This window comes from Arthrobacter sp. Soil762, assembly GCF_001428335.1.
Taxonomy (GTDB): Bacteria; Actinomycetota; Actinomycetes; order Actinomycetales; family Micrococcaceae; genus Arthrobacter.
In genome coordinates, this window is the sequence record NZ_LMSG01000019.1 from 13,885 (window position 1) to 38,809 (window position 24,925).

The 24,925-nt window shown below is 64.3% G+C and carries 22 protein-coding genes and 1 pseudogene; 19 read left to right on the forward strand and 4 right to left on the reverse strand.

The window, feature by feature from the left end:
• Window positions 1–179: 179 nt before the first annotated feature.
• The 16 genes and pseudogenes from ASG77_RS14055 (at window position 180) to ASG77_RS14130 (ending at window position 18,370) form a co-directional block, all read left to right on the forward strand.
• The gene (locus ASG77_RS14055) at window positions 180–1,172 is read left to right on the forward strand and encodes a substrate-binding domain-containing protein (protein WP_056346578.1); all 993 of its coding nucleotides are present in this window, start codon (window positions 180–182) and stop codon (window positions 1,170–1,172) included.
• Window positions 1,173–1,245: 73 nt separating this feature from the next.
• Window positions 1,246–2,286, forward strand: coding sequence for an ABC transporter permease (locus ASG77_RS14060; RefSeq protein WP_056346580.1), 1,041 nt, complete (start codon window positions 1,246–1,248; stop codon window positions 2,284–2,286).
• Between the two features lie 13 nt (window positions 2,287–2,299).
• Entirely contained in the window at window positions 2,300–3,223 is a 924-nt protein-coding gene (locus ASG77_RS14065; protein WP_056346582.1) for an ATP-binding cassette domain-containing protein, read from the forward strand.
• Between the two features lie 129 nt (window positions 3,224–3,352).
• Window positions 3,353–4,783: an aldehyde dehydrogenase family protein gene (locus tag ASG77_RS14070; RefSeq protein ID WP_056346585.1), complete on the forward strand. Its 1,431-nt coding sequence runs from the start codon at window positions 3,353–3,355 to the stop codon at window positions 4,781–4,783.
• A gap of 24 nt (window positions 4,784–4,807) precedes the next feature.
• Window positions 4,808–6,757, forward strand: a complete 1,950-nt coding sequence (iolD, locus tag ASG77_RS14075) for a 3D-(3,5/4)-trihydroxycyclohexane-1,2-dione acylhydrolase (decyclizing) (RefSeq protein ID WP_056346587.1) — start codon at window positions 4,808–4,810, stop codon at window positions 6,755–6,757.
• Window positions 6,754–7,527, forward strand: a complete 774-nt coding sequence (locus ASG77_RS14080) for an HpcH/HpaI aldolase family protein (protein ID WP_056346589.1) — start codon at window positions 6,754–6,756, stop codon at window positions 7,525–7,527. The genes iolD and ASG77_RS14080 overlap by 4 nt, the downstream gene beginning before the upstream one ends.
• A 28-nt stretch (window positions 7,528–7,555) precedes the next feature.
• A complete protein-coding gene (locus tag ASG77_RS14085; RefSeq protein WP_082576097.1) occupies window positions 7,556–8,767 on the forward strand; it encodes a Gfo/Idh/MocA family protein in 1,212 nt (403 codons plus the stop codon).
• A 2-nt stretch (window positions 8,768–8,769) separates the two neighbouring features.
• Complete coding sequence (locus ASG77_RS14090; protein WP_056346593.1) at window positions 8,770–9,795, forward strand: LacI family DNA-binding transcriptional regulator; 1,026 nt, start codon at window positions 8,770–8,772, stop codon at window positions 9,793–9,795.
• Window positions 9,796–9,870: 75 nt separating this feature from the next.
• Window positions 9,871–10,803 (forward strand): hydroxyacid dehydrogenase, encoded by a 933-nt coding sequence (locus ASG77_RS14095; RefSeq protein ID WP_056346595.1) that lies wholly within the window; start codon window positions 9,871–9,873, stop codon window positions 10,801–10,803.
• The gene (locus ASG77_RS14100; RefSeq protein WP_082576058.1) at window positions 10,800–11,855 is read left to right on the forward strand and encodes a Gfo/Idh/MocA family protein; all 1,056 of its coding nucleotides are present in this window, start codon (window positions 10,800–10,802) and stop codon (window positions 11,853–11,855) included. Before ASG77_RS14095 ends, ASG77_RS14100 begins: the two co-directional genes overlap by 4 nt.
• The gene (iolG, locus tag ASG77_RS14105) at window positions 11,845–12,858 is read left to right on the forward strand and encodes an inositol 2-dehydrogenase (protein ID WP_056346597.1); all 1,014 of its coding nucleotides are present in this window, start codon (window positions 11,845–11,847) and stop codon (window positions 12,856–12,858) included. The genes ASG77_RS14100 and iolG overlap by 11 nt, the downstream gene beginning before the upstream one ends.
• Window positions 12,859–12,861: 3 nt before the next feature.
• Window positions 12,862–13,647 carry an SDR family oxidoreductase gene (locus ASG77_RS14110; protein ID WP_056346599.1) on the forward strand — a complete coding sequence of 262 codons (786 nt, stop codon included), beginning with the start codon at window positions 12,862–12,864 and terminating at the stop codon, window positions 13,645–13,647.
• Complete coding sequence (locus tag ASG77_RS14115) at window positions 13,644–14,531, forward strand: sugar phosphate isomerase/epimerase family protein (RefSeq protein ID WP_082576059.1); 888 nt, start codon at window positions 13,644–13,646, stop codon at window positions 14,529–14,531. The genes ASG77_RS14110 and ASG77_RS14115 overlap by 4 nt, the downstream gene beginning before the upstream one ends.
• Window positions 14,528–15,553 (forward strand): Gfo/Idh/MocA family protein, encoded by a 1,026-nt coding sequence (locus ASG77_RS14120; RefSeq protein WP_056346602.1) that lies wholly within the window; start codon window positions 14,528–14,530, stop codon window positions 15,551–15,553. The genes ASG77_RS14115 and ASG77_RS14120 overlap by 4 nt, the downstream gene beginning before the upstream one ends.
• A gap of 2 nt (window positions 15,554–15,555) precedes the next feature.
• Window positions 15,556–17,049 carry a CoA-acylating methylmalonate-semialdehyde dehydrogenase gene (locus ASG77_RS14125; protein ID WP_056346604.1) on the forward strand — a complete coding sequence of 498 codons (1,494 nt, stop codon included), beginning with the start codon at window positions 15,556–15,558 and terminating at the stop codon, window positions 17,047–17,049.
• A 210-nt stretch (window positions 17,050–17,259) separates the two neighbouring features.
• A pseudogene (locus tag ASG77_RS14130) lies at window positions 17,260–18,370 on the forward strand (glycosyl hydrolase).
• A 96-nt stretch (window positions 18,371–18,466) separates the two neighbouring features.
• Here ASG77_RS14130 and ASG77_RS14135 read toward each other — a convergent pair.
• Complete coding sequence (locus ASG77_RS14135) at window positions 18,467–19,051, reverse strand: glycosyltransferase family 2 protein (protein ID WP_056346606.1); 585 nt, start codon at window positions 19,049–19,051, stop codon at window positions 18,467–18,469.
• A 259-nt stretch (window positions 19,052–19,310) separates the two neighbouring features.
• Here ASG77_RS14135 and ASG77_RS14140 point away from each other — a divergent pair, with 259 nt between their 5' ends.
• Both ASG77_RS14140 and ASG77_RS14145 read left to right on the forward strand, forming a co-directional pair.
• Window positions 19,311–19,613, forward strand: coding sequence for a DUF4193 domain-containing protein (locus tag ASG77_RS14140; protein ID WP_056347301.1), 303 nt, complete (start codon window positions 19,311–19,313; stop codon window positions 19,611–19,613).
• Between the two features lie 237 nt (window positions 19,614–19,850).
• Complete coding sequence (locus tag ASG77_RS14145; protein ID WP_056346607.1) at window positions 19,851–20,399, forward strand: AMIN-like domain-containing (lipo)protein; 549 nt, start codon at window positions 19,851–19,853, stop codon at window positions 20,397–20,399.
• 112 nt (window positions 20,400–20,511) lie between these two features.
• Here ASG77_RS14145 and ASG77_RS14150 read toward each other — a convergent pair whose 3' ends face one another.
• The 3 genes from ASG77_RS14150 to ASG77_RS14160 are packed head-to-tail and all read right to left on the reverse strand — an operon-like array spanning window position 20,512 to window position 24,144.
• Entirely contained in the window at window positions 20,512–22,074 is a 1,563-nt protein-coding gene (locus ASG77_RS14150) for an APC family permease (protein WP_056346609.1), read from the reverse strand.
• A 13-nt stretch (window positions 22,075–22,087) separates the two neighbouring features.
• The gene (locus ASG77_RS14155) at window positions 22,088–23,113 is read right to left on the reverse strand and encodes an agmatine deiminase family protein (RefSeq protein ID WP_056346610.1); all 1,026 of its coding nucleotides are present in this window, start codon (window positions 23,111–23,113) and stop codon (window positions 22,088–22,090) included.
• Complete coding sequence (locus ASG77_RS14160; protein ID WP_056346611.1) at window positions 23,110–24,144, reverse strand: nitrilase-related carbon-nitrogen hydrolase; 1,035 nt, start codon at window positions 24,142–24,144, stop codon at window positions 23,110–23,112. Before ASG77_RS14160 ends, ASG77_RS14155 begins: the two co-directional genes overlap by 4 nt.
• A 212-nt stretch (window positions 24,145–24,356) precedes the next feature.
• On the opposite strand from ASG77_RS14160, the gene ASG77_RS14165 reads away from it, so the two are divergent.
• A complete protein-coding gene (locus tag ASG77_RS14165; protein WP_056346612.1) occupies window positions 24,357–24,836 on the forward strand; it encodes a Dps family protein in 480 nt (159 codons plus the stop codon).
• The last annotated feature ends 89 nt before the right edge of the window (window positions 24,837–24,925 follow it).

Below are 24,925 nucleotides of genomic sequence, written 5' to 3' on the forward strand. Positions count from 1 at the left end.
ATCCATTGGAACGGTCTATTGACATTCCGAATCCCCGTCTTCTATGGTTGGACCGTTCCACTCAGAGAGTTGGATCACATCCGTTCATAATCAGCGACCTCCGCATTTCGCTCCATGCCCCGGCATGCGACCGAAGCGTTCACGACGGTCGAAATGGTGCGAATCAAAGGAGATTTCACGTGGCAAAATTCAGTTGGCGTCAGGGCGTTATGGCTCTCGCCGTCGTTCCGCTCCTGACCCTGGCGGCATGCTCGAGCGGTGGCGGCAAGACCGAAACGTCCAATGCCGGAGGAGGCGGCGCGGTTGCGGACACGCCCCGTCTGAAGGTCGCGATGATCACCCACGCCGCCGCCGGCGACACGTTCTGGGACATCGTCCGCAAGGGCGCCGAAACCGCCGCGCAGAAGGACAACGTCGAGCTGCTGTATAGCGGTGACGCTGAAGGTGGCCGCCAGGCGCAGTTGGTGCAGCAGGCCATCGACCAAAAAGTCGACGGCATCCTCGTCACTCTGGCCAAGCCGGAGGCGCTCAAGGACGTCGTAAAGAAGGCGGCCGACGCCGGGATTCCCGTGGTGAGCTTCAACGCAGGCGAAGACCAGTCGAAGGTTATGGGTGCAATCACCCACTTTGGCCAGAGCGACAAGCTCGCCGGCGTCACGGTGGGACAGCGACTCGCCGCCGAAGGCATCAAGCACCCGATCTGCGTGATCATGGAACAGGGCCACGTCGGGCTCGAAAACCGGTGTGCCGGGGTCAAGGAAGAGGTCCCCGGCTCCGAGATCCTCAACGTCAACGGCGCAGACATGACCTCCGTTTCCTCTACGGTGACGGCGAAGCTCCAGTCCACGCCGGACGCCGACGCGATCATCGGTCTCGGCGCCCCGTTCACGCTCACCATCGTGAAGTCCGTGAAGGAAACAGGCAGCAAGGTCAAGGTGGCTTCGTTCGACCTGAACGGCGAGCTGGCCAAGGCCATTGAAGACGGAAGCGTCGAGTTCACCGTCGACCAGCAGCCTTACCTCCAGGGGTACGGCGCTGTGGACACCATTTGGCTGAACAAAGTCGGCGGTTTCAAGGTTGGCGGCGGGCAGCAGGTCTACACCGGCCCGGCTGTCGTCGACAAGAGCAATGCAGTCGATGTCTCCAAGTTCGCTCAGGCCGGCATCCGCTAAGCAGGAAATTTCTGTGGGATGCCGGGCGCCCCGGCAGTCGCGCCCGGCATCCCACCACAAAGGAGTCAAAATCATGGCCAATGCTGTCCTCACGATTGCAGTTGACGAGCGCGTCAGCGCTCGAAGCACCTTGCAGAAACTACTTGTCCGGCCCGAAATAGGCGCTCTCGTCGGCGCCCTTGTACTTTTCGTATTCTTTGCCGCCATTGCTCCCGTCTTCCTGCAGCCCAGTTCTCTGGCAACCGTGCTGTACGGCAGCTCCACCATCGGGATCATGGCCGTAGGCGTGGCTCTGCTGATGATCGGTGGCGAGTTTGACCTCTCCACCGGCGTCGCAGTCATTACCTCAGCCCTCTCAGCCTCCATGTTCAGCTGGTACTTCAGCACGAACATCTGGGTCGGCGTCGCTTTTGCGCTCGTAGTGTCCCTTGGCATCGGGTTCATCAACGGCTGGATCCTCGTCAAAACAAACCTCCCCAGCTTTATCGTCACGCTGGCTACCTTCCTGATGCTCGCCGGACTCAACCTCGGACTGACCCGCATGATCGGCGGGGCGGTGGCAACCCCTTCCGTTTCCGACCTCGACGGTTTCGACGCCGCCCGCGTGCTCTTCGCCTCGACCATCAAGATCGGCGGCATCGACGTCAACGTCACCGTGTTCATCTGGGTCGCCCTGGTCGTCGTGGCTTCCTGGGTCCTGCTGCGCACCAAGGTGGGCAACTGGATCTTCGCCGCCGGCGGCGACGCCAATGCCGCCCGTGCTGTGGGCGTTCCCGTGAATAAGACCAAGATCGGACTGTTTATGGCTGTCGGTTTCTGCGGCTGGATCCTTGGCATGCACAACCTGTTCGCCTTCAACACCGTCCAGTCCGGTGAAGGTGTGGGCAACGAGTTCCTCTACATCATCGCCGCGGTCATCGGCGGCTGCCTCCTGACCGGCGGTTACGGCTCGGCCATCGGCGGCGCGATCGGCGCGTTCATCTTTGGCATGGCCAACAAGGGCATCGTCTACGCGCAGTGGAACCCGGACTGGTTCAAGTTCTTCCTGGGCCTGATGCTGCTGCTGGCCACCATCGTCAACCTCATCGTCAAACGCCGCGCGGAACTCAAGTAAGGGCCCGGAGAACATGAATGCCAAGGAAATCGACCAAACGATCCTGCTCCAGAACGAGACGGACCCGCTGACCCACACCCCGGTGCACCTGCTCTCGTTGAACAAGGTGGGGAAAAACTACGGCAACATCCTCGCGCTGAGCGATGTCACGATGGCCGTGGACAACGGCCGCGTCACCTGCGTTCTGGGCGACAACGGCGCCGGTAAGTCCACGCTGATCAAGATCATCGCCGGCCTGCACCAGCACGACGCCGGGGTCCTGAACATCATGGGCGAGGAACGGAAATTCACCTCGCCCCGTGATGCCCTCGACGCCGGCATCGCCACGGTCTACCAGGACCTCGCCGTTGTCCCGCTGATGCCGATCTGGCGGAACTTCTTCCTCGGTTCCGAGCTGACCAGCGGCTTCGGCCCGTTCAAGAGCCTGGACGTCCAAAAAATGAAGGACATTACCAAGACCGAACTCGCCGAGATGGGCATCGACCTGCGCGACGTGGAGCAGCCCATCGGCCAGCTCTCCGGCGGTGAACGCCAGTGTGTCGCGATCGCCCGGGCCGTGTACTTCGGCGCCAAGGTGCTGATCCTGGACGAGCCGACCGCGGCACTCGGCGTCAAGCAGTCCGGTGTGGTTTTGCGGTACATCCTGCAGGCCCGCGACCGCGGCCTCGGGGTCATCTTCATCACCCACAACCCGCACCACGCCTTCCCCGTCGGAGACCGGTTCCTGCTGCTCAAACGCGGCAAGTCGATCGGCTACTACGACAAGAAGGACATCAGCCTCGACGAGCTCACCGCCCAGATGGCCGGCGGCGCCGAACTCGCCGAACTCGCCCACGAACTCGAACAGCTCGGCGGCCACAGCGACATCGTCAAGGAAGTCCAGGCGGAGGTCGCGGAAGTCACCTCAGAGAGCGAAGGCCTCAGCAGCATCCGCTGACAGCAGCAGCCCAGAGTCCTCTCCTCCGGCTCAGCGCCGGAGGAGACAGATCAAATTCAAGAAACAGAACGGTTGACCCGATCCCCGCCGGAATCGGAAGGGCCGCTCGTCCACCCAGATGGAGCAACCATGCAAATGCTAATCGCCGGAACATGGCTCGGTGCCGCCGACGGCAGGACCGAGGAAGTCCGGTCACCCTTCGACGGCCGGATGATTGACACGGTCCCCGTGGCAACAGTCAAGGACGCCCAGACCGCGCTTGACCGCGCCGAGATCGGCGCTCAGCTGCAGAGGGCCACACCGGCACACGAACGGGTGGACATCCTCTTGCGGGCAGCTGCCCTGGCCGATGAACGTGCCGAGGACATCGCCCAGACCATCAGCGCGGAAACCGGGAAGCCCATCACCGAAGCCCGCGGCGAGGCCAGCCGTTCCGGCAACATCATCCGCCTGGCTGCCTACGAAGGAAGCCAGCTGTACGGTTCCACCCTTCCCCTGGATGCCAACGCCGGTACAGGTCTGGAAAAGATTGGCTTTACCCTGCGGCAGCCCGTGGGTATCGTCGTGGCCATCACGCCGTTCAACTACCCCGCCCTGCTCGTGTTGCACAAAATTGCACCTGCGCTGGCAGCCGGTAACGCCGTCGTACTTAAACCCGCCCGTGCCACGCCGCTGACGGCGCTGAAACTGGCGCAGTGCTTCGTCGACGCCGGGCTGCCGCCGGAAGCGTTGTCCGTCCTGACCGGACCCGGCAGCACCCTGGGGGATGTTCTGGTCACCGACCCGCGCGTCCGGAAAGTCTCCTTCACCGGGTCCACCGCAACCGGCACGCGCATCAGTTCGATCGCCGGAGTCAAAAAACTGTCCCTGGAGCTGGGCGCCTCATGCCCGGTCATCGTCCTGCCGGACGCAGACCTTGAGCTTGCATCCAGCGCCGTTGCGGCAGGCGGTTTCATCAACGCCGGTCAGGTGTGCATCTCGGTGCAGCGGGTCATCGTTGACCGCCGGATCGAAGCAGACTTCCTCGACGCCCTCGTCCCCAAGGTCGAAGCCATTGCGGTGGGGGACCCCCGCCATGCCGAGACCCGTCTCGGATCGCTGATCTCGGAAGAGGAAGCGACGCGCGTCCACTCCTCCATCGACGAAGCCCGCAACTCCGGAGCCAAGGTGCTCACCGGCGGGGACCGCCAGGGCGCCGTGGTCACCCCGACCGTCGTCGCAGGCGTTGACCCGCGCTCTCCGCTGAGCCGCAACGAACTCTTCGGCCCGGCCGTGGCTGTTACCTCAGCCAGCGACATCGAATCGGCGATCGCCCTGGCCAACGACAACGACTACGGACTTGGTGCCGGAATCTTCACCAGCGACGTCTCGGGGTCTGTCCGGGCCATGCGGCAGATTGACGCCGGAAACATCCATATCAACTGGACGCCCCTGTGGCGCGCCGACCTCATGCCCTACGGAGGACTCAAGGGCAGCGGCGTCGGCAAGGAAGGCGTCCGCTCCGCAGTGCAGGAAATGACTGAAGAAAAAACGGTCATCCTGCACGGACGCCCCTGGTAAACCCCCGACTTCTGGAATAAGGCAATGACCACTAACTCGCAGACCATCCGACTGACCACCGCCCAGGCGGTCGTCAAATACCTGTCGGTCCAGTACTCAGTCTCAGACGGCGTCCGCCGACGCCTCATCCCCGCAGCCCTCGGGATCTTCGGGCACGGCAACGTGGCCGGCCTGGGCCAGGCGTTCGACGAACTGGCCGATGACATGCCGTTCATCCAGGGCCGCCACGAACAATACATGGCGCACATTTCCACCGCGTACGCCAAGGCAACCCGGCGCCAGTCCGTGCTGGCCGTTACGGCTTCCATCGGTCCGGGCGCCCTCAACCTGGTGACCGCCGCCGGGCTGGCAACCGTCAACCGGCTTCCGCTGCTGCTCCTGCCCGGCGACACCTATGCCACCCGGCACCAGGGTCCTGTCCTGCAGCAACTGGAACACCCCATCGAAGCTGACGCCACGGTCAACGACGCGTTCCGTCCGGTATCGCGCTTCTTCGACCGGATCAACCGTCCGGAGCAGCTCCTGACCGCCCTTCCGCAGGCCATGCGCGTGCTCACCAGCCCCACCGATACCGGTGCCGTGGTCATCTCGCTGCCCCAGGACGTGCAGTCCCACGCCTACGACTTCCCGACGGAGTTCTTCGAACCCCGGGACTGGAAGATCCGCCGGCCGCTGCCGGACCTGGCAGAGGTCGACGACGTCGCCCGCCTGATCCGCTCGGCCGAGCGTCCGGTGATCATCGCCGGCGGCGGCATCCACTACTCCGATGCGCACGCCGCACTTGAGGCGCTGGCAGGGCAGGCCGGAATTCCCGTCGTCGAGACCTTCGGCGGCAAGGGTGCCGTAACCAAGGACGAATGGTGGCAGGTGGGCGGCGTGGGACTGGAAGGCAACTTCGCCTCCAACACCCTCGTCAAGCAGGCTGACCTGGTCCTGAGCGTCGGCTCCCGACTCACCGACTTCGCCACCGGCTCACAGTCCATCTTCGAGAACCCGGACGTCCGGTTCGCGTCATTGAACATTGTGGACGCCGATACCCGCAAGCAGGGTGCCACCGGAATCCTCGCGGACGCCCGGCTGGGACTTGAAGCACTCTCGCGGGCGCTGGAGGGCCACAGCACCAGCGAAGCCTGGCAGGACACCGTCCAAACCGAGAAGGCCAAGTGGGCTCCCATCCGGTCCACTTGGCTTGACGCGGACGACGCCTACAACCCCGCGGATCACCCGTACGCGCCGGTCACCGGCGCCCTGCTGACCCAGCCCCAGCTGATCGGACTGATGCAGGAACACGCACGTTCCGGCGACACGGTCATCGCCGCTGCGGGCGGGGCTCCCGGCGACCTGCAGAAGGTCTGGGACGCCACCGGCAACCGTAACTGCCACCTGGAATTCGGGTTCTCCTGCATGGGCTACGAGATCGCCGCCGGCATGGGCGTCCGTCTCGCCGAAGGCAACAACGACAACCGGGTGGTCACGTTTATCGGTGACGGTACGTTCCTGATGGCACCCACGGAAATCCTTACCGCGGCCCAGGAAGGCCTGAACGTCACCATCATCGTCTCGGAAAACCACGGCTACCAGGTCATCCACCGCCTGCAGATGAACCGCACGGGCAAGGAATTCGGCAACGAGTTTCGGTACCGCACCACCGGCGGCAGCGTCGCTGCGGAGGACGCCCCCAAGGCCCGGCTCGATGGCGACTACCTCAAGGTGGACCTGCGGCAGATCGCCGAAGGCCTCGGCGCACTGGCCATCCGCGCCACCTCGGCGGCCGAGGTCCGGGAAGCGCTGTCCTCGACCAGGGACACGCAGGGCCCGGTGGTCATCGTGGTACCCACCGTGCCCCACGTTGACCTGCCCGGCGGCGACGTCTGGTGGGACGTTGCCCCGGCGGAAGTCTCCGGCCAGGAATGGGTCCGCACCCTCCGCACCGACTACGAGAAGGCACGCGGCAGCCAGCGGTGGTTCGGATGAGCCACGGACCACTGGACGCGGGTCAGCTACGCCGGCGCCTCGCCGCAGGCGAAGTCACCGTCGGCACCTTCGTGGGCATGTCTTCGGCTATTGCCGCCGAAGTCTGCGCGGCGGCAGGCGCCGACTGGATACTGATCGACCTTGAACACGGCTCCGGCGGCGAAGAAGCCGTCCGGGACGGAGTAATCGCCGCCGGAAGCTACGGCGTCCCCACCATCGTCCGGGTCGAATCCGGAGACCGCATCCGCATCGGCCGGGTGCTGGACCAGGGAGCGGCCGGGATCATGGTTCCGCGGCTGAACACCGTTGACCAGGCCGCGGAATCGGTCCGGCACATGCTGTATCCGCCCCTCGGAGACCGCGGCGTGGCCACCTACAATCGCTCCTGCCGCTGGGGCATGGACCGCCGTACGCTCACCGAACCGGACCAGGAAGCCCTCGGCGTCATCCAGATCGAAACCCTGGAAGCACTGGACTCTGTCGAAGACATCGCCGCCCAGGACCGGGTCGACGTCGTCTTCGTCGGCCCCCTGGACCTGTCCTACGCCCTCGGGGTCCCGCTGCAGCTGGACAGCAGCGTCTTCCAGGAGGCGCTGCAGCGCGTCGTCGCCGCAGCGCAGCGCCACAACAAGGCGGCCGGAATCCTGGCCGTGGACGGCCTGAGAGCTGCCAAATACATCGGCCAGGGGTTCCGGTTCGTGGCCATCGGCTCAGACTCCACCATCATGGCGGCGGCGTTCCGCGACGCCTTCGACACCGCCCGCAACTGACATGAATTCCCCTGAGAAAGGCAAGAACGTGAACGCAGAATCCCGCACCGTCGGTGTAGGCCTCATCAGCGTCGGATGGATGGGCAAGCTCCACTCGCGCGCCTACCAGACCGTCCAGTACGCATACCCGGAACTTGGCTTGAAGACCAAGCTCGTCATCGCAGCCGACACCGCGCCTGACCGGGTGGACTATGCCCGCGAGGTCCTTGGCTTCGCCGAAGGCACCACGGACTACCACGACGTCCTGAACCACCCGGATGTGGACGTTGTTTCCATCTGCGCCCCCAACTTCCTGCACGCCGAAATCGGCATCGCGGCAGCCAAGGCCGGAAAGCATTTCTGGATCGAAAAGCCTGTTGGACGCGGCTACGAGGAAACCGCAGCAGTGCAGGAAGCCGCCGCGGAGGCCGGCGTTGTCACCACCATCGGCTACAACTACCGCCACGCCCCGGCAGTGGAGCACGCACGGAAGTTGATTGCCGAGGGCCGTCTCGGCCGGATCACCAACGTCCGCGCCGTCTTCTTCTCCGGCTATGCCTCCGAGCCCAACGGTGCGCTGTCCTGGCGTTTCGACCGTAAGCTTGCCGGCACCGGCGTGCTGGCGGACCTGTTCAGCCATGCAACGGACCTGTGCCAATATGTAGTTGGACCCATCGCCGAGGTAACCGCCCTGACCAGCACGGTCTACACGCAGCGACCCAGACTGGCTATGGGATCCGGCACGCACTTCGCAGTGATTGAGAACGGTGAAATGGGGGAGGTCGAGAATGAAGACTACGCTGCAGCGTTGGTCCGTTTCGGCCCGTCCGCGGTCGGCGCAGGAGCCGTTGGCACCATCGAATCGTCCCGCGTTGCCGTGGGACCCGAGTGCGGTTACCAGATTGAGGTTTACGGCACCGAAGGCTCCCTCAAATGGGACTTCGAGCGCATGAATGAACTCAAAGTCTGCCTCGGACGCAACAACCACGAGCAGGGCTACACCACAGTCAACGCCAGCCCGCGCCATGGGGACTACTCGCACTTCCAGCCCGGCCCCGGCAACAGCATGGGCTTTGACGACCTCAAAGTCATCGAAGCCAAGAAGTTCCTGGTGGCCGTCACCGGCGGAGCGCAGGAGAACTCCAACATCAACGACGCCACATCCGCTGCCGCCATCGTCAGCGCGGCAGAAGCTTCCTCGCTGTCCGGTCAGTGGCAGAAGATCGAGGAAATCCACGGCACCACTGCGGCACGGGTCTAGCCATGACAACAGCATCCGCCCGGCGGCCAACGATCAAGGACGTGGCCGAACGCGCCGGCGTATCAAAGTCCCTGGTTTCCCTGGTTCTGCGTGACTCTCCCCGGGTCAGCGCGGAACGCCGCCAGCGGGTGCTGGAAGTCATGGAGGAGATGGGCTACGAGCTCAACATGGCAGCCAGGTCGCTGGCAACCCGCAGCAACGGAACCATCGGTGTGCTGGTCAGTGACCTGCACAACCCCTGGGCCTTCGACGTCGTGGACGCCGCCCGGCCGGTGCTGGAAGAGGCCGGCCACACGGTGCTCTTCAGTGCGGTCACGGCGTCGGCATCGGCCGGGGGCGTGGACCTGTCCATCCTCCAGGCCTTCCGTGATCTGCGCGTAGCCGGTCTCCTCGTGATTGGATCCGTTCCCGATAAGGCTCCGTTCAGCCGCGTTGTTTCGGGCGGATCGGTTGTGTTCGCTGGAGGGGGTCCGGACTACATCGACACAGCCGACGTGGTCCGAAGCGACGATGCGTACGGCATCTCCATGGTGGTGGACCACCTCGTCGCCCAAGGCCACGAACGCATCGCACACCTGGGCGGGCTCGGCGGTTCCGTGGGGGCTGCGCGAGTCAGTGGCTACACCGAGGCCATGGAGAGCCACGGACTCGGGCGAAACATCCACATCGTCGAAGCCGACTTCTCACAGGAATCCGGGTACGTTGCAGCTCAACGGGCGCTCGGAGCGTCCGGCCGGATGCGGCCCACGGCCCTGGCCTGCATCAACGATCTGGCGGCACTCGGAGCGATGACGGCAGCCGATGAACGCGGAGTTCAGGTCGCGATCACGGGGTACGACAACATCTCGCTCGGCGCCATGCCCCGGCTCGGGCTGACAACTGTCGATCCTGACAGTTCCGGCATCGGCGTCGCGGGCGCGAAAACGCTCCTTCAACGCATCGGGGACCACGACTTCGGCGGCGGCTTCGTCCACCGACCCATCGTGCCCGAACTCGTCGTGCGCACGTCCAGCCTCCTCGGCCTCTAACCCACCACCCATACAGTCACCCCGCGGCCATCCAAGCCGTCGCGGGAGTGCACCCCCACATCTTCAAGGATGACGATGGCTTCCATAACCACACCGCAAACAGTCGTAGCTCTCGGCAGCATAGAGGCCGGCCTGGTTGAACCGATCCTGGCTCCGCACCAACAAATGATCCACAACCCCACGGACGAGGACCTCGCCCGCGCCGATGCCGCAATTGTCCGCGCCGCGTACGCAGTAGACCGCGAACTCCTTGACCGCATGCCCGCCCTGAAAGTGATCGCCAGGACCGGGGTCGGTACCGACCTCGTCGACGTCGCGGAGGCGAACCGCCGCGGCATCCCCGTGGTAATCACTCCAGGAAGCAATACAGCGTCCGTCGCTGAAGGCGTCTTTTCCCAACTCCTGGCCCTCGTCAAGAAGCTGTCGACGCTGACCTCGCTTGTCAGGGAAGGCCGCTGGGAGGAAAGGTCAGCCGTGGCCGTCGGCGACCTGGAAGGATTCACCCTGGGCATCATCGGCTACGGACGCATCGGGCGCCGGGTCGCCCGGATCGCCGAGGCCTTTGACCTTAACGTCCTGGCCTTTGATCCGTTTGCCGATGTACCCGCCGCCATCCGCTGCCAAACTGTTGATGAGTTGATGAGCCGGAGCGATTTCGTCACCCTGCACGTGCCGTTGACGCCGGAAAACCACAACCTCATCAACGCCGAGCGCCTCGCGCTGATGCCGGCCGGCGCCCTCCTCGTCAACTGCAGCAGGGGCGGGCTCGTGGACCTGGACGCAGCCCAGGACGCACTTGCCTCGGGGCAGCTGGCCGGTCTCGGACTGGACGTCTATGACCCCGAACCGCCAGCCCACCACCCCGTCTTTGACCACGAGAACGTCGTCCTGACGCCACACTTGATGGGGTTCACCCGTCAGGGAATGGTTCACACGGTCCGTGACGCCGCAAAGGGCGTCGTGGACGTCCTGGCCGGTCGCGCGCCGGCGGCGGTGGCCGCACCATGACGGTGCGAATCGGCGTCATCGGAGCCGGCGTTATGGGCAGCGACCACGCCCGCACCTTGCAGGGCAGCGTCTCGGGAGCAACCGTGACCGCCATCGCCGACCCGGTCCAGGACCGGGCGTGCGCCCTGGCCGCGGAAACGGGTGCCCGCTGCTTCAGCTCGGCCGAAGAACTCATCGCCTCACCGTTTGTGGACGCCGTCCTGATTGCCTCTAACGACAACGCACACGCAGAGCAGGTCATGGCTTGCCTCGAGCACGGCAAGCCGGTCCTCTGCGAAAAGCCCCTGGCGCCGACCGTCCGGGAATGCCAGGACCTCGTTGACCGACAGGATGCCCTCGCCGCAGGAATTCCCCTCATTTCGGTGGGCTTTATGCGCCGGTTCCACCCCGCCTACCGCGCAATGAAAACCCTGTTGGAGGAGGGCGCCATCGGCCAGCCGCTGATGGTCCTGAGCTCGCACCGCAACAGCACGTGTCCGCCCGGCGGAAACTCGGCCGCCACCATCACCAACTCGGGTATCCATGAAATCGACATCACTGCCTGGCTCCTGAATTCACCCATCGAATCCGTCAGCTGGCACGCCCCGCGGTCCACCGCCCTTGACAGCAGCAGGCAGGATCCGCAGGTGCTCCATCTGCGCACAGCAGACGGCGTCCTGACCGCCGTTGACCTCTTCCTGAACGCGCAGTACGGCTACGACGTGCGCTGCGAAATCGTTGGTGAACTGGGCACGGTGGAGCTCGCCCGGCCGCACCTGACCACAACAAGCCGGGCACTGACGGAGTCAAAAAGCTACGCGGCTGACTGGAGACCCGTCTTCGCCGATGCCTACCGGCTGCAATCCCAGGCGTGGGTCGACGCCCTGATCTCAGGAACCCGGCCCCCTCTCGCCACCGCCGAGGAGGCCCTTGCCGCGGCCCGCGTGGCGCAGGCCTTGGTGGATTCCATGAACAGCGGCGGCGCCACCATTTCGATCAATCATCCTCATCCAGCCGCAGGCGAATCATTCGCTGGCGGAAAACACGAAAGGACCCTCACTAATGTCCGCTGACCGACCCCTCAAGGTTGCACTCTTCGGATCCGGCCGCATCGGCCAGGTCCACGCCCGGAACATCGCCGACCACCCTGACCTGGAACTGGCATGGATCGCTGACCCGTTCATTCAGGGCGCCCAGGCACTCGCCGCCACGACCGGAGCCCAGGCCGTCGAAACCGCAGATGCGGTTTTCGCCAACAAAGACCTGGACGCCATCATCATCGGTTCCCCGACGAGCACCCACGTCGAGCTGATCTCCCGGGCGGTGGCCGCCGGCGTTGCTGCCCTGTGCGAAAAGCCCATCGATCTGGACATCGACCGCGTCCGCGCGTGCCGGGACCAGATCCGCGGCACCAGTACCCCGCTTATGCTCGGTTTCAACCGTCGCTTCGATCCGAACTTCGGCTCGCTGCGCGCACGGGTTGAGGCCGGAGAAATCGGACGGCTGGAGCAGCTGACCATCATCAGCCGCGACCCCGCGCCCGCGCCCAAAGAGTACATCCTCACGTCCGGCGGGATCTTCCGGGACCAGAGCATCCACGACCTGGACATGGCCCGCTTCTTCGTCCCGGACATCATTGAAGTTTCGGCCACCGGTTCAAACTTGTTCTGCGACTACATCGAAGAGGCCGGGGACTTCGATTCGGTCGTCATCAACCTGCGGGGACGTGGCGGCGAACAAATCACCATCATCAATTCCCGCCACAGTGCCTTTGGCCACGACCAGCGGCTGGAAGCCTTCGGCAGCGAAGGCCTGCTGACCGCCGGCAACATGACTCCGACCACCGTGCGCAAATACACCGCCGCAGGCACCGAAGAGTCCGACCCCTACCTGCCGTTCTTCCTGGAGCGCTACGGCCAGGCCTACCGCAACGAACTGGACAGCTTCGCCCGGTCCATCCGCGAGGGAACCAGCTGCAGCCCCAGCTTCGACGACGGCGTTATGGCCCTCGTCCTGGCCAATGCGGCTGAAGAGTCCGCCAGGTCCGGCCGCGTCGTCAAGATCGGGAAAGAGTAGACAATGAACAGCCCGCTCCTTAAGGACAAGGTTGTGCTTGTCAGCGGCGGCACCCAGGGGCTGGGCGCCGGCATTGCCAGACGGGCAGCGGCCGAAGGCGCTGCCGGCGTGGCGGTGACCGGCCGCAACGCAGACTCCGGTGAACAATTGGCGGCCGAGCTGACGAAGTCCGGCGTAGCCGCGCGTTTCATCAAAACGGACCTCGCCGACGTAGAACAAGCCCGTGCCTCCGTCCTGGACACGATCTCGACGTTTGGAAGGATCGACTGCGCGGTCAACGCCGCCGGCCTGACAACCCGCGGAACCATGCTGGATACAACACCGGAACTCTTCGATGCCCACATTGCCGTCAACCTGAAGTCGCCGTTCTTCATCATGGCCGAAACGATCAAGCACCTCCGGGAGCGCGGGGCGTCCGGCAGCATCCTGAACGTCATCTCCATCGCCGAACTCGGCGGCCAACCGTATCTGGCCCCGTACGTGGCGGCGAAGGCGGGACTGGCCGGAGCGACCCGGAACGCGGCACACGCCCACCGTTGGGACAAGATCCGCATCAACGGTCTGGACATCGGCTGGACCGCCACGGAAGGCGAAGCGGAAACGCAGCGAAAGTTCCACAGCGCGGGGGATGACTGGCTTGAGAAGGCCAACGCATCCGTGCCCATGGGCAAACTCGGGCAGGTTGACGAGATTGCCGAATTTGTTGTTTTTCTCCTCTCCGACAGGAGCGGGGTAGTCACCGGCTCAGTCATCGACTGGGATCAAAACGTTTACGGAGGATCAGATTGAGCAACATCACCAGCCGCCTTGCCGCCGCTCCCATCTCGTGGGGCGTCTGTGAAGTCCCCGGATGGGGCCACCAGCTGGAGGCCAGCCGGGTGCTGTCCGAAATGACCGACCTGGGTATCGCCGCCACGGAATTCGGCCCGGCGGGATTCCTGCCCGAACAGGCGGCAGAACGCGCAGAGGTCCTCAAACGGCACAACCTCCAGGCAATCGGTGGCTTCTTTCCGATCCTTCTGCATGACCCTGCGAAGGACCCCCTGAAGGCGGTGGCAGCTGAGCTGGACGCCTACGAAGCAGCGGGCGCCACCGTCATGGTCCTGGCTGCCGAAACCGGGGTGGACGGCTACGACCAGCGTCACGAACTGGACGCCGAGGGCTGGAACCTCTTCGGACGCAACCTCGACTTCATCGTCAAGGCTGCCGCGGACAAGGGCATCCAGGCAGTGGTCCACCCCCATGTCGGCACCATGATCGAGACCACAGCCGATGTCAACCGCGTCCTGAACGACACCGCAGCCAACCTTTGCCTCGACACCGGACACCTGCTGATCGGCGGGACAGACCCCGGGCAGCTTGTCCGGGAGTATGCCTCACGGATCGGCCACACCCACCTCAAAGACGTACGCAAAGCCATCGCCAGCCGGGTCCAGTCCGGTGAGATCTCCTACACCGACGGCGTGAAGTCCGGCATGTACGTGCCGTTGGGACAGGGCGACGTCGGCATCGCCAGCATTGTCAGCCACCTCCTCGACAGTGGCTACGACGGCTGGTTCACCATGGAACAGGACACCATCCTCCAAGGCGCACCTTCCGGCGACGGCCCCGTAGCGGATGTCCGTCAGTCCGTGGCCTTCCTTCGGGCCCTGGAAGTGGAGCTTTCGCAATGAGCGCCGTACGGTGGGGCATCCTGACTACGGCACGGATCGCCCAGGACAGGTTCCTGCCGGCGATGCGAAAGGCCCGCAACGCCAGCGTTTTTGGAATCAGCAGCCCCAACGGACGTGCCGCGGAGGTGGCGGAACGCTTTGGGATCCCTGAGTCATTCACATCCCATGAGGATCTCCTGGCCGACCCCAACGTAGAAGCCGTCTACCTGCCCTTCCCCAACGGACTTCATGCCGAATGGATCGTTGCGGCCGCCGAGGCGGGCAAGGACATTCTGTGTGAAAAGCCGCTGGTGGGAACCGCGGAGGACTATGCCCGCGTAGTAGAGGCCTGTGAGCGGAACAGCGTCAGCCTGATGGAAGCCTTTATGTACCGGTTCCACCCGCAGCACCAGAAAGTGCGGGAGTTCGTTGACGCAGGGCGGATCGGCCGGATCGTTTCGATGCATGCGCGCTTCCACTTCGTTATGGACCGCAGCCCAGGGGAGGTCCGGCTTCAGACTGGCCTGGAAGGCGGCGCTGTCAACGACGTTGGCTGCTATGCCATCGACATCATGAACATGGTCATGGGACGGGCGCCCATCAGCGTATTTGCGAAAGGGACAAGCCCGTCCGACCCCGTGGAAACCAGCGTGGCCGGCATCCTGGACTACGACGGCGTCATTGGAACCTTTGATTGCGGCTTCGAAGGACCTGCCACCCACACGCTCCAAATCATCGGAACGGAGGGCACCATCACCCTCGACAAAGCCTTCGATCCAAACCCGGACGAAGCAGCGCGGGTCACGGTGGCACTCCGCGACGGCCGCTCCGAGGCCTTCGACATCACTGAAGACCAGTTCAAAGTGGAGATCGAAAGGTTCAGCACGTGGGTGCGGAGTGCCGACCACGAAGTGGTCCACCGCGAACTTACCGAGCAGAACCTCGCCGTCCGGCTGGCCGTCCACGAATCACTTGCCTCCGGGCTCCCGCGCACCGTCACGCCTGTGCACCCCGTCGAACACCGTTTACTACAGGAGCAATAACAATGACAACCATCAATCACTTCATCCGGGGAGCAGAAGCCGCAGGCACCGGAACCGAGACCAAGCCCGTCTACAACCCGGCCACCGGCGCCATCAGCGCTGAACTGTGCCTGGCCACACGGGAAGACCTGGACGCCACAGTGGCCGCAGCCAAGGAAGCGGCCAAGTCCTGGGGCGACATCTCGCTGGCCAAGCGCACCGCCGTCCTGTTTAGGTTCCGCGAGCTCGTCGCGTCGCACGTTGACGAGCTCGCGGAACTGATCACCGCCGAGCACGGCAAGGTCCTCTCCGATGCCAAGGGCGAGATCGGCCGCGGCCTGGAAGTTATCGAGTTCGCCTGCGGCATCCCGACGCTGCTCAAGGGTGAGTACTCGGACCAGGTCTCCACCGGCATCGACGTCTTCTCCTTCCGCGAACCGATCGGTGTAGTTGCCGGGATCACCCCGTTCAACTTCCCGGTGATGGTGCCGCTGTGGATGGCCCCGATGGCCATCGCCACCGGCAACGCCTTCATCCTTAAGCCCTCCCACCGGGTTCCGTCCGCGGCGATGCTGCTCGCCAAGCTGTTCAAGCAGGCAGGCTTGCCCGACGGCGTCTTCCAGGTCCTGCACGGCGACCGCGAAGTTGTCTCCGGTCTCCTGACCCACCCGGACGTGGATGGTATATCCTTCGTCGGCTCCACCCCAGTCGCCAAGCACATCAACGAGGTAGCCACTGCGCATGGCAAGCGGGTCCAGGCTCTGGGCGGGGCGAAGAACCACGCCATTGTGTTGCCCGACGCCGATCTGGACAACGCCGCGGACCACCTTGCCGCGGCCGCCTTCGGCTCCGCCGGCCAGCGCTGCATGGCCATCTCCGTGGCTGTCGCTGTCGGCGACGCCGCCGATCTGCTGGTCAAGAAGGTCGAGGAGCGTGCCCTCGCCGTGAAGGTCAAGAACGGCACAGCGCCCGACGCCGACATGGGTCCGGTGATCAGTTCAGACTCCAAGAACTTCATCGTCAGAACCATCGCCGAAGCTGAAGCCGCGGGCGCCGCGATGGTCGTGGATGGCCGCGATCTGGTGGTTCCCGGCCACGAGGAAGGCTTCTGGGTTGGCCCGACGGTCATTGATCACGTCAAGACCGAAATGACCGCCTACACCGAGGAAATCTTCGGACCGGTCCTCGTCGTCGTCCGGGTCCAGGACCTCGAAGAGGGAATCAGGCTCATCAACGCCAACCCGTACGGCAACGGCACCGCGATCTTTACGTCGTCAGGAGCGGCGGCCCGGAAGTTCCAGCGCTCCGTGGACGTCGGCATGATCGGCATTAACGTCCCTCTGCCGGTCCCGGTGGCGTACTACTCGTTCGGCGGCTGGAAAGCCTCGCTGTTCGGCGACAAGCACATCTACGGCCCGGAAGGCGTGTCCTTCTACACCCGAGGCAAAGTCATCACCTCACGCTGGCCCGAAGCGAGCCACGCATCCGGCGCCTCGTACAACTTCCCCTCAAACTAACACCCCGACAACCACCATCGGTTGCTCCGTAACCGCCGTTTTGAGCGTCCAAAAGGGCGTTTACGGAGCAATCGATCCGTCCTGGCCCAAAAAATCTTCTCAAAAACGCGCTCTGGTTTCGGCGTCCAACCCTTAGGATCAGGAACGTGCCGGTAGGCACCACCTGAATCTATCGCGGCAGTGGTTGGCCTGGGTCTGGCTTTGGGACTGATGCCGGCCCAGGCCGCCCAGGCAGCGCCTGCCACAGACCGGATCTCCCTCAGCCCGGCCACTGGACTGGCAGGATCCGCCGTCACAGTCAGCGGAACGGGGTTCAAGGCCTCCACCACGGGGACGGTGATTGCCGGTGCCACGACTTTTCCCGTCAAAACGGCGGCCTCGGGTGCCTTCAGCACCTCGATCACCATCCCTTCCACAGCCACTGGATCAGTGACCATCACTGCCAAGTCTTCTTCCATCCAGGCCTCGTCCGTGTTCACGGTGACGGCGCCGGCCCCGACGCTCCCTCCGGTCAGCACGGCCGCCCTTCGGTTCGGGGTGGCCACAGCCGGCGGCCCGCTGGACGAAGTGGCGCAGCTCGCCGGAGAAAGCCCGTCCAGCATTCTGTTCTACAAGGACTTCCTCCAATCGCCCCCCATCGCAGAAATGAACTCCGTCCGGGCACGCGGTGCCGTCCCGCTGATCACCTGGGAACCTTGGGCCTGGGGCGGTGGAACGGAACAGCCGGCCTACTCCTTGGACCGAATTGCCGCCGGCGACTTTGACGCCCACATCACGCAGTGGGGCCAGGCACTCACTGCCTGGGGTTACCCGGTCCAGCTCAGGTTCGCCCATGAGATGAACGGAAACTGGTATCCGTGGGCCGAAGGCGTCAACGGCAATCAGACCGGTGACTACGTAAATGCCTGGCGCCACGTTCACGACGTTGTTGCTGCCACCGGCGCCGGCAACGTGTCCTGGGTCTGGAGCCCGAATGTTCCCTACTACGGTTCCACCGATCTCGCCGGGCTCTTGTACAACTGGGGCACCTCCGCCTCATGGAGCGGCTGGATATCGCCGCAGGATCTCTTCGCTCCGGGCATAGCCCAGTTGCGTGCTCTGGCACCCGGAGTTCCCATCCTGATCAGCGAGACGGCTTCCAGCGAAGCAGGCGGCGACAAGGCTGCCTGGAACACTGCGCTCGTGTCCTACCTTGCCGCCCAGCGATGTGGTGGGCTTCGTATGGTTCCATCTCCAGAAGGAAACCGACTGGCGCATCAACAGCAGCGCCACCTCAGCCTCCGCATTCAAGTCCGCACTGGAAGCGCGTCGGACTCCCTGACTTAATGCTCAACTCCCGGTAGTCAGGGACGCGCCTTGTTGTCCCGGCGGACCAGTCCCAGCAGGGCCATGCCTATGAGCATCACGCCAAGCGCGGTTAACAGCGCGGCCATGACGTCCAGGCCGGTGTAGGCCAGCCCGGTTGCGCCGATAGGGCCGCGATCTGCCGGAGGACGGCGTTATTGATGGCGCAGCCAGTCCCTGCCAGAACGCTGGTATGGCCCCGCCTCAGGGCCGAATCGGTCCACGTGGCGAACTCAGCCTTCTGCAGCCGGCTCAGAAATCCGGGGTCCTGCATCGTAAATTTCGACGACGAGCCACCGAGGAGTGCGCCCTTTTCGGCGCTGAACTCCCGGGACCAGGCTTCGACGGCGTTCGGCGGCAGGATCGTATCCGCGTCAAGGCAGATGACCACGTCGGCGTCGAATGCGTACTTCGCCCACGCCCGGTTCAGGGCTTCGGATTTGCGGTGCTGCAATCGTGGAAGCTCCGTGGTGGTCACCGGGTACTTCCGCGCTTCCCAGGCCGTTGCATCGGTGCAGCCGTTGGGGATGACCACGATAAGGTCCGCGGGACGGGACTGGAGCATCAGGCCATCGAGGGTTGCCCCGATTGAGCCGGCCTCGTTATAAGCGGGCACCAGCACGACTATGCGCAGGCCCACCGAAGCTGCGGTAGCCACGGCGGCCTCCTTGGTGGGTTTTGCAGGCCTCAGCGGCCTGCGAATCCATCCTGTAGGCGCCTTCTCAGATTTCGCCCCCGGATACGGTCAAGGTTGCATCAATACGGTTCCGGCCGCGCCTTGGACAAATCCTGTAGACGGCGAAGCAACGAAATCTGTCTGGTTGGCCACACTGTTGCCCAAGTAGCGGCATAATGACCTAAACTGCTTCACTGAGGTGCCTGAAATGGTGCCGTGCAGCGACGAAAGTGAACATGCCATGGCTACCGATTACGACGCTCCACGCAAGACTGACGACGAGGCCTCTGCCGAGTCGCTGGAAGCCCTGCAGGCATCCCGCAGCGGCAGTGCCCAGACCGCTGTCATCGACGTCGACGAAACCGACACCGCCGAAGGCATTGACCTTCCCGGAGCCGATCTCTCCGGCGAAGAACTGACCGTCATTGTTGTTCCCGAACAGTCCGATGAGTTCACCTGCTCATCCTGCTTCCTGGTCCGGCATCGGTCCCAGGTTGCACGCGAAAAGAACGGCCTGAAGTACTGCATCGAGTGCGAAGGCTGAACGGCCGACGGCGGCACTGCAGTGAGGTGCGCCGGCGTCGTTATCATGCATAACGGCAGGGTGCAGAAACGGTATTAATAGCGTTTCGATGGCCCCGCAAAGTGCTTCAGAATTTACGCCCGCGTGACCGGAACCAAGGCCGATTAACGGTTCCGCGCCGAAGCGGCAACAACCCTTTTGAGTGGCCTTGGAGACTCCTACGCTTGAGCTACCTAATCACTCGAAGGGTGGCCCACAATGAAAAAGATTCATACGTGGCTGACAGTCATTCTGATGGCTGTCGGATTAGGTTTCCTGGCTCCGGGGCCCGCCTCGGCAACCACATCGTACTGCGGACTCGTATGGGGATCGCTGGCTGAATCAGACCCGGCCATGAGCACCGCATCCGTCACCAACGTCCGGACAGGGCAGCACTACTGCTTTGACCGGATGGTGGTTGATCTCAACGGCCCTGTTGCCGGCTACACGGTTCAGTACGTTCCGACCGTGGTCCAGGACGGTTCAGGTTTTGAAATCCCACTTTTGGGCTCAGCATTCCTCCAGGTAACTGTGAACGCACCGTCCTATGACAGCAATTACAACGTCACCTACAGCCCGGCGGCAAAGGCCGAACTGTCCGACGTGTCGGGATACCAGACCTTCCGGCAGGTGGCCTACGCGGGCAGCTTCGAAGGCTATACCAGCATCGGACTGGGTGTCCGTGCACGGCTCCCGTTCCGGGTCTTCACCCTGGACGGCCCCGGGGCCGGATCGCGCATGGTGGTGGATGTAGCGCACTTCTGGTGACCCGCGGTTCGATGCTGAACCGCCGTTGAGGCAAGATCAGGAAACCAAAACGGCGCCCTGCTCCGGAGACTTTCCGGGCAGGGCACCGTGCTGTGTGCTGTGGGTGGGGCAACTACTCGGGCACCACCAGCGCAGGAGTGTCCCGGCGGATGGTTTCGCCCCGGAAGAAACCGGGGCTGAGGCGTGCCATGATCACCATCAGCACCGCCCCGAGCGCCAGGATCCCGATGCCCAGGACAAACACCAGCCCCACGCCGAAGACCTCGGAGCCGCTGCCGAACTCCGGCGCCCAGCTGTCGATGGCTGTCTGCAGGAAAACCACAAACAGACCGACGCCGCCCAGCACCGGGCAGAGCAGCCGCAGCATGAAGTTGCGGACGCTGCTGAACACGCTGTTCCGGAAGTACCAGGCGCAGGCGATGGCGGTCAGGCCGTAGTAGAAGCAGATCATCAGGCCGAGGGCCAGGATGGTGTCGTTCAGGACGTTTTCGCTGATCACATGCATCACCGCGTAGAACCCGGCGGACAGGATGCCCGCCGCCACCGTTGCGAAGCCCGGCGTCGAGAAGCGCTTGCTGATGTGGCCGAACGGCTTGGGCAGCGCACCGTAGTGGGCCATGGCCAGCAGGCTGCGCGACGGCGACGTGAACGTGGACTGCAGGGACGCGGCCGAACTGGACAGCACCGCGAGCGACATCAGGATGGCGAACGGCCCCATGATCGGCGAGGCCAGCGCGGTGAAGAGGTTCTCATGGTTCTCCGTGTTGTTCAGCCCCAGCCCTGTATCGCCGACGCCGGCGAACATCATGGTGGCGATGCTCACCAGCAGGTAGATCCCGAGGACAACGACGGCGGTGAGGGTGCCCGCCAGTCCAGCCGTCTTTTTGCCGTTGGCGGTTTCCTCATTCACCGTCAGGCATACGTCCCAACCCCAGTAGACAAAGATCGACAGGGAAATGCCGGCGGCGATCTGCCCGAACGTCTCGATCCTGGTGACGTCGAACCACTCCCAGCTGAAGGGGATGGCCGTTTCCGACGTGGACCAGTTCGCGAACGCCATGCCGACGAAAAGCCCCAGGACCAGCAGCTGGAAGCCCACGAGGCCGTACTGCACAAGCTTGGTGGTGTGCAGGCCGCGGTAGCTCACCCACACTGCGAGGGCCACGAACACGAAGCACGTCAGGACGTTCAACGGCTTATTGGCCGCGAGGTCCGCGAGTTCAGGCGCGCCCGTCAGCTGCGACAGGAAGAGATAGAAGAAGTCGACGGCCACGCCCGCCAGGTTTGACAGGACGATGATGTTGGCGGCCAGCAGTCCCCAGCCGCCCATCCAGCCCACCCAGGGGCCAAACGCCTTGGTGACCCAGGTGAACGTGGTGCCGCTGTCCGGGGAATCGGTGTTGAGTTCCCGGTAGGCGAGTGACACCAGGATCATGGGGATGAACCCGATCAGGAAAATGACGGGCAACTGGAGCCCCGCCTCATTAACCGTGGGGCCAAGGGCGCTGGTCAGCGTGTAAGCCGGTGCGATGGTGGAAATGCCAAGAACGACGACGGCGAGGAGGCCCAGCTGCCCGCCCTTCAGTCCTTTTTCGGTGATGCCGTGCGCCGAGCCGGCCGGGTCGGTCCCGGAAGGCTGGCCTGCGGGGGTGTTCGTGCGGGTGGTTTGAGTCATTGTCCAGCGCTTTCTACGAGGCAGCAGGCTGCTGTTGGGTGATGCAGTGGATGCCACCGCCGCGGGCGAAGAGCTCACGGGCGTCAATGCCGACCACACGCCGGCCGGGGTAGGCCTCCGCCAGGATCTGCAGCGCCTTGTCATCGTTGGGGTCCCCGAACGTACAGGCGATGACGCCGCCGTTGACCACGACGTGGTTGATGTAGCTGTAGTCGACAAAGCCTTCGTCATCCCAGAGCACTTCAGGGGCGGGGACTTCGATGATGGTCCACTCCCGTCCGGCCGCGTCCCTCGTGGTCCGCAGGTGCTCGATGATGTCCCGGCTTACCTGGAAGTCCGGGTGGCGGGGGTCCTGCTGGGAATGCACCAGCAGTGTGCCGGGGGAGGGGATAGCGGCCACGATGTCCACATGACCGCGCGTGCCGAACCGTTCCGAGTCGCGGGCCAGTCCGCGCGGGAGCCAGACCACCTGGGTTGCGCCGATGGTCCGGGCGAGCTCGGCTTCGACGTCGGCACGGCTGAGTCCCGGGTTGCGGCCCGGATCCAGCTGCACGGTTTCGGTCACCAGGACGGTTCCCTCCCCGTCCACCTGGATGCCGCCGCCTTCATTGACCAGCGCGGACACGATGTGCGCGGCGCCGGATCGGCCCGAGACTTCGCCGGCGATCAGCGCGTCCTTGTCCCAGCGTGCCCAGTCCTGGGCACCCCAGCCGTTGAAGATCCAGTCGACGGCGCCGAGGCTCCCGTCCTGGTCCAGCACAAACGTGGGGCCGATGTCCCGCATCCACGCATCGTTGAGCGGGGCGGCAAGCACCTCGACGGCCGGATGCAGATAGCGTGCGGCGATGCCGACGTCGTCGGGGTCCACCACCACGGTGACCGGCTCAAATTCGACGGCGGCGTTGGCCACCGCTGCCCAGGTGGACCGGGCAGCGTGGGCGTCTTCCTCCGTGTCGCCCAGGGTGTAACCGCCGGTGGGAAAGGCCATCCACAGCCGGTCCTGCGGAGCGGTTTCGGCGGGCATGCGCCACGTGCTCATGCGGTCACCTGCGAGGATGCGAAAACTTCGCCGCCCAGCGGCTGGTCACGGCGTACGGGTTCCGCAAGCCGGCCATAGGTATCGGGGCGGCGCGTGGACAGGAAGGGGAAGAGCGTCAGCCAGTCCCGCCGCTGGTCCAGGTCGAGGTCTGCCACCAGCACGGCGGAGGCGTCACGCGGGGCCTGCACGAGGACGCGGCCGTAGGGGTCGGAGATGAAGGAGGAGCCGTAAAAGTTCAGCGTTCCTTCACTGCCCCAGCGGTTGGGGGCCACCATGAACAGGCCGTTGGCGATGCCGTTGCCCACAATGACCTGCTGCCACAGCGGCTGGGTGTCGAAATCCGGGTGGTCCGGCTCTGAGCCGATCGCCGTGGGGTAGACGAGGATCTCTGCGCCACCGAGGGCGTAGAGCCGGGCCACCTCCGGGAACCATTCGTCCCAGCACGTGGGCATGCCCAGCCGGGCGCCGCCCAGTTCTGCCGGCGCGTGGACCTCGTAGGCATCCGCGGTCGCCGGCCCCTGGCGGAAGAACTTGTCTTCGTAGTAGCCGGCGGTGACCGGGATGTGCAGCTTGTGCGTGCGGGCGAGCAGTTCGCCCTCGGACGACACCAGGATGGCGGTGTTCAGCCCCAGGCCGTCGTCGCTGCCGTCCGGGTTCGGTGCCTGCTGGTACAGCGAGGCATGGACAGCCACGCCGTGGCGGCGGGCCGACTCGGCAGCAAACCGGAAGGTGGGCCCGGTGAGCAGGTCTTCTGCGGTGTCCGACGGTCGCGGCCGCACCGCTCCAGGGCGAGTGGTGTCGTTTTCGGGGCGGGTGTCCGCGGGGTAGCGGGAGAGGGTGAGTTCGGGCAGGAACACCACCGAGGCACCGAGCCGGGCGGCCCGGCCGATTCCTTCATCCAGTTCGGCCTGCAGGACGGCAGTGTCTGCATGCCAGCGGTGCTGTACGACGCCCACCCGAAGGGCAGGGCGGTCGTACGGCGTTGTCCGGGCCAGGGAGGCGGGTGAGTCGAGGCAGGAAATTTCAATCATGTGCTTACTTCCAGTGAGACGACCGTCACTAAATGAATGACGTTCATTTAGTATGAGGGATGCGGGGATTTCACGCAATGGTTTAAATGAATCCCGTTCCTTTGTCTCGCTCCGTGAGATTAGTAAGCTCACTGAGAAATTTGCTTCCGGCCTGCCGCGATCGATCCCGTGGCTGATAGCGTCGGCATTACTGGACAAATCGAGGAGGATTCATGAAAGCTTCACCGACCCTGACCAATAACCTGCAGGCCGTACTTGCGGACCTGATTGAGCTGCACATCCAGGGCAAGCAGGCCCACTGGAACATTGTGGGGACCAACTTCCGGGACCTTCACCTGCAGCTGGACGAAATCGTGGATGCCGCCCGGCAGTTCGCGGACGATATGGCCGAGCGGATGCGCGCCCTGCATGCCCTGCCGGACGGCCGCAGTGCCACCGTCGCCAAGTCCACCAGCCTCGCGCAGTTCCCCGAAGGCCTCATCAACACGAAGGACGCCATCGAGCGGATCGTTGCCGCGCTTGAGGCTGCCGTGGGCACCATGCGCAAGGTCCATGACGAAGTGGACGAAGAGGATCCCACCACCGCGGACCTGCTCCACGAATTCATCGCCAAGCTGGAGCAATACGCGTGGATGGTGAACGCCGAGACCATGAAGGCCTCCGCCAGCGTCACCGCCCCCGACGCCAAGTAAGAGTCGGCCCTAACGAGGCCACAAGCGCCCGGCGCCGGAAGGACTTCCTGCGCCGGGCGTATTTTGTGCGCTCGCCGGCTTGCCGGAGA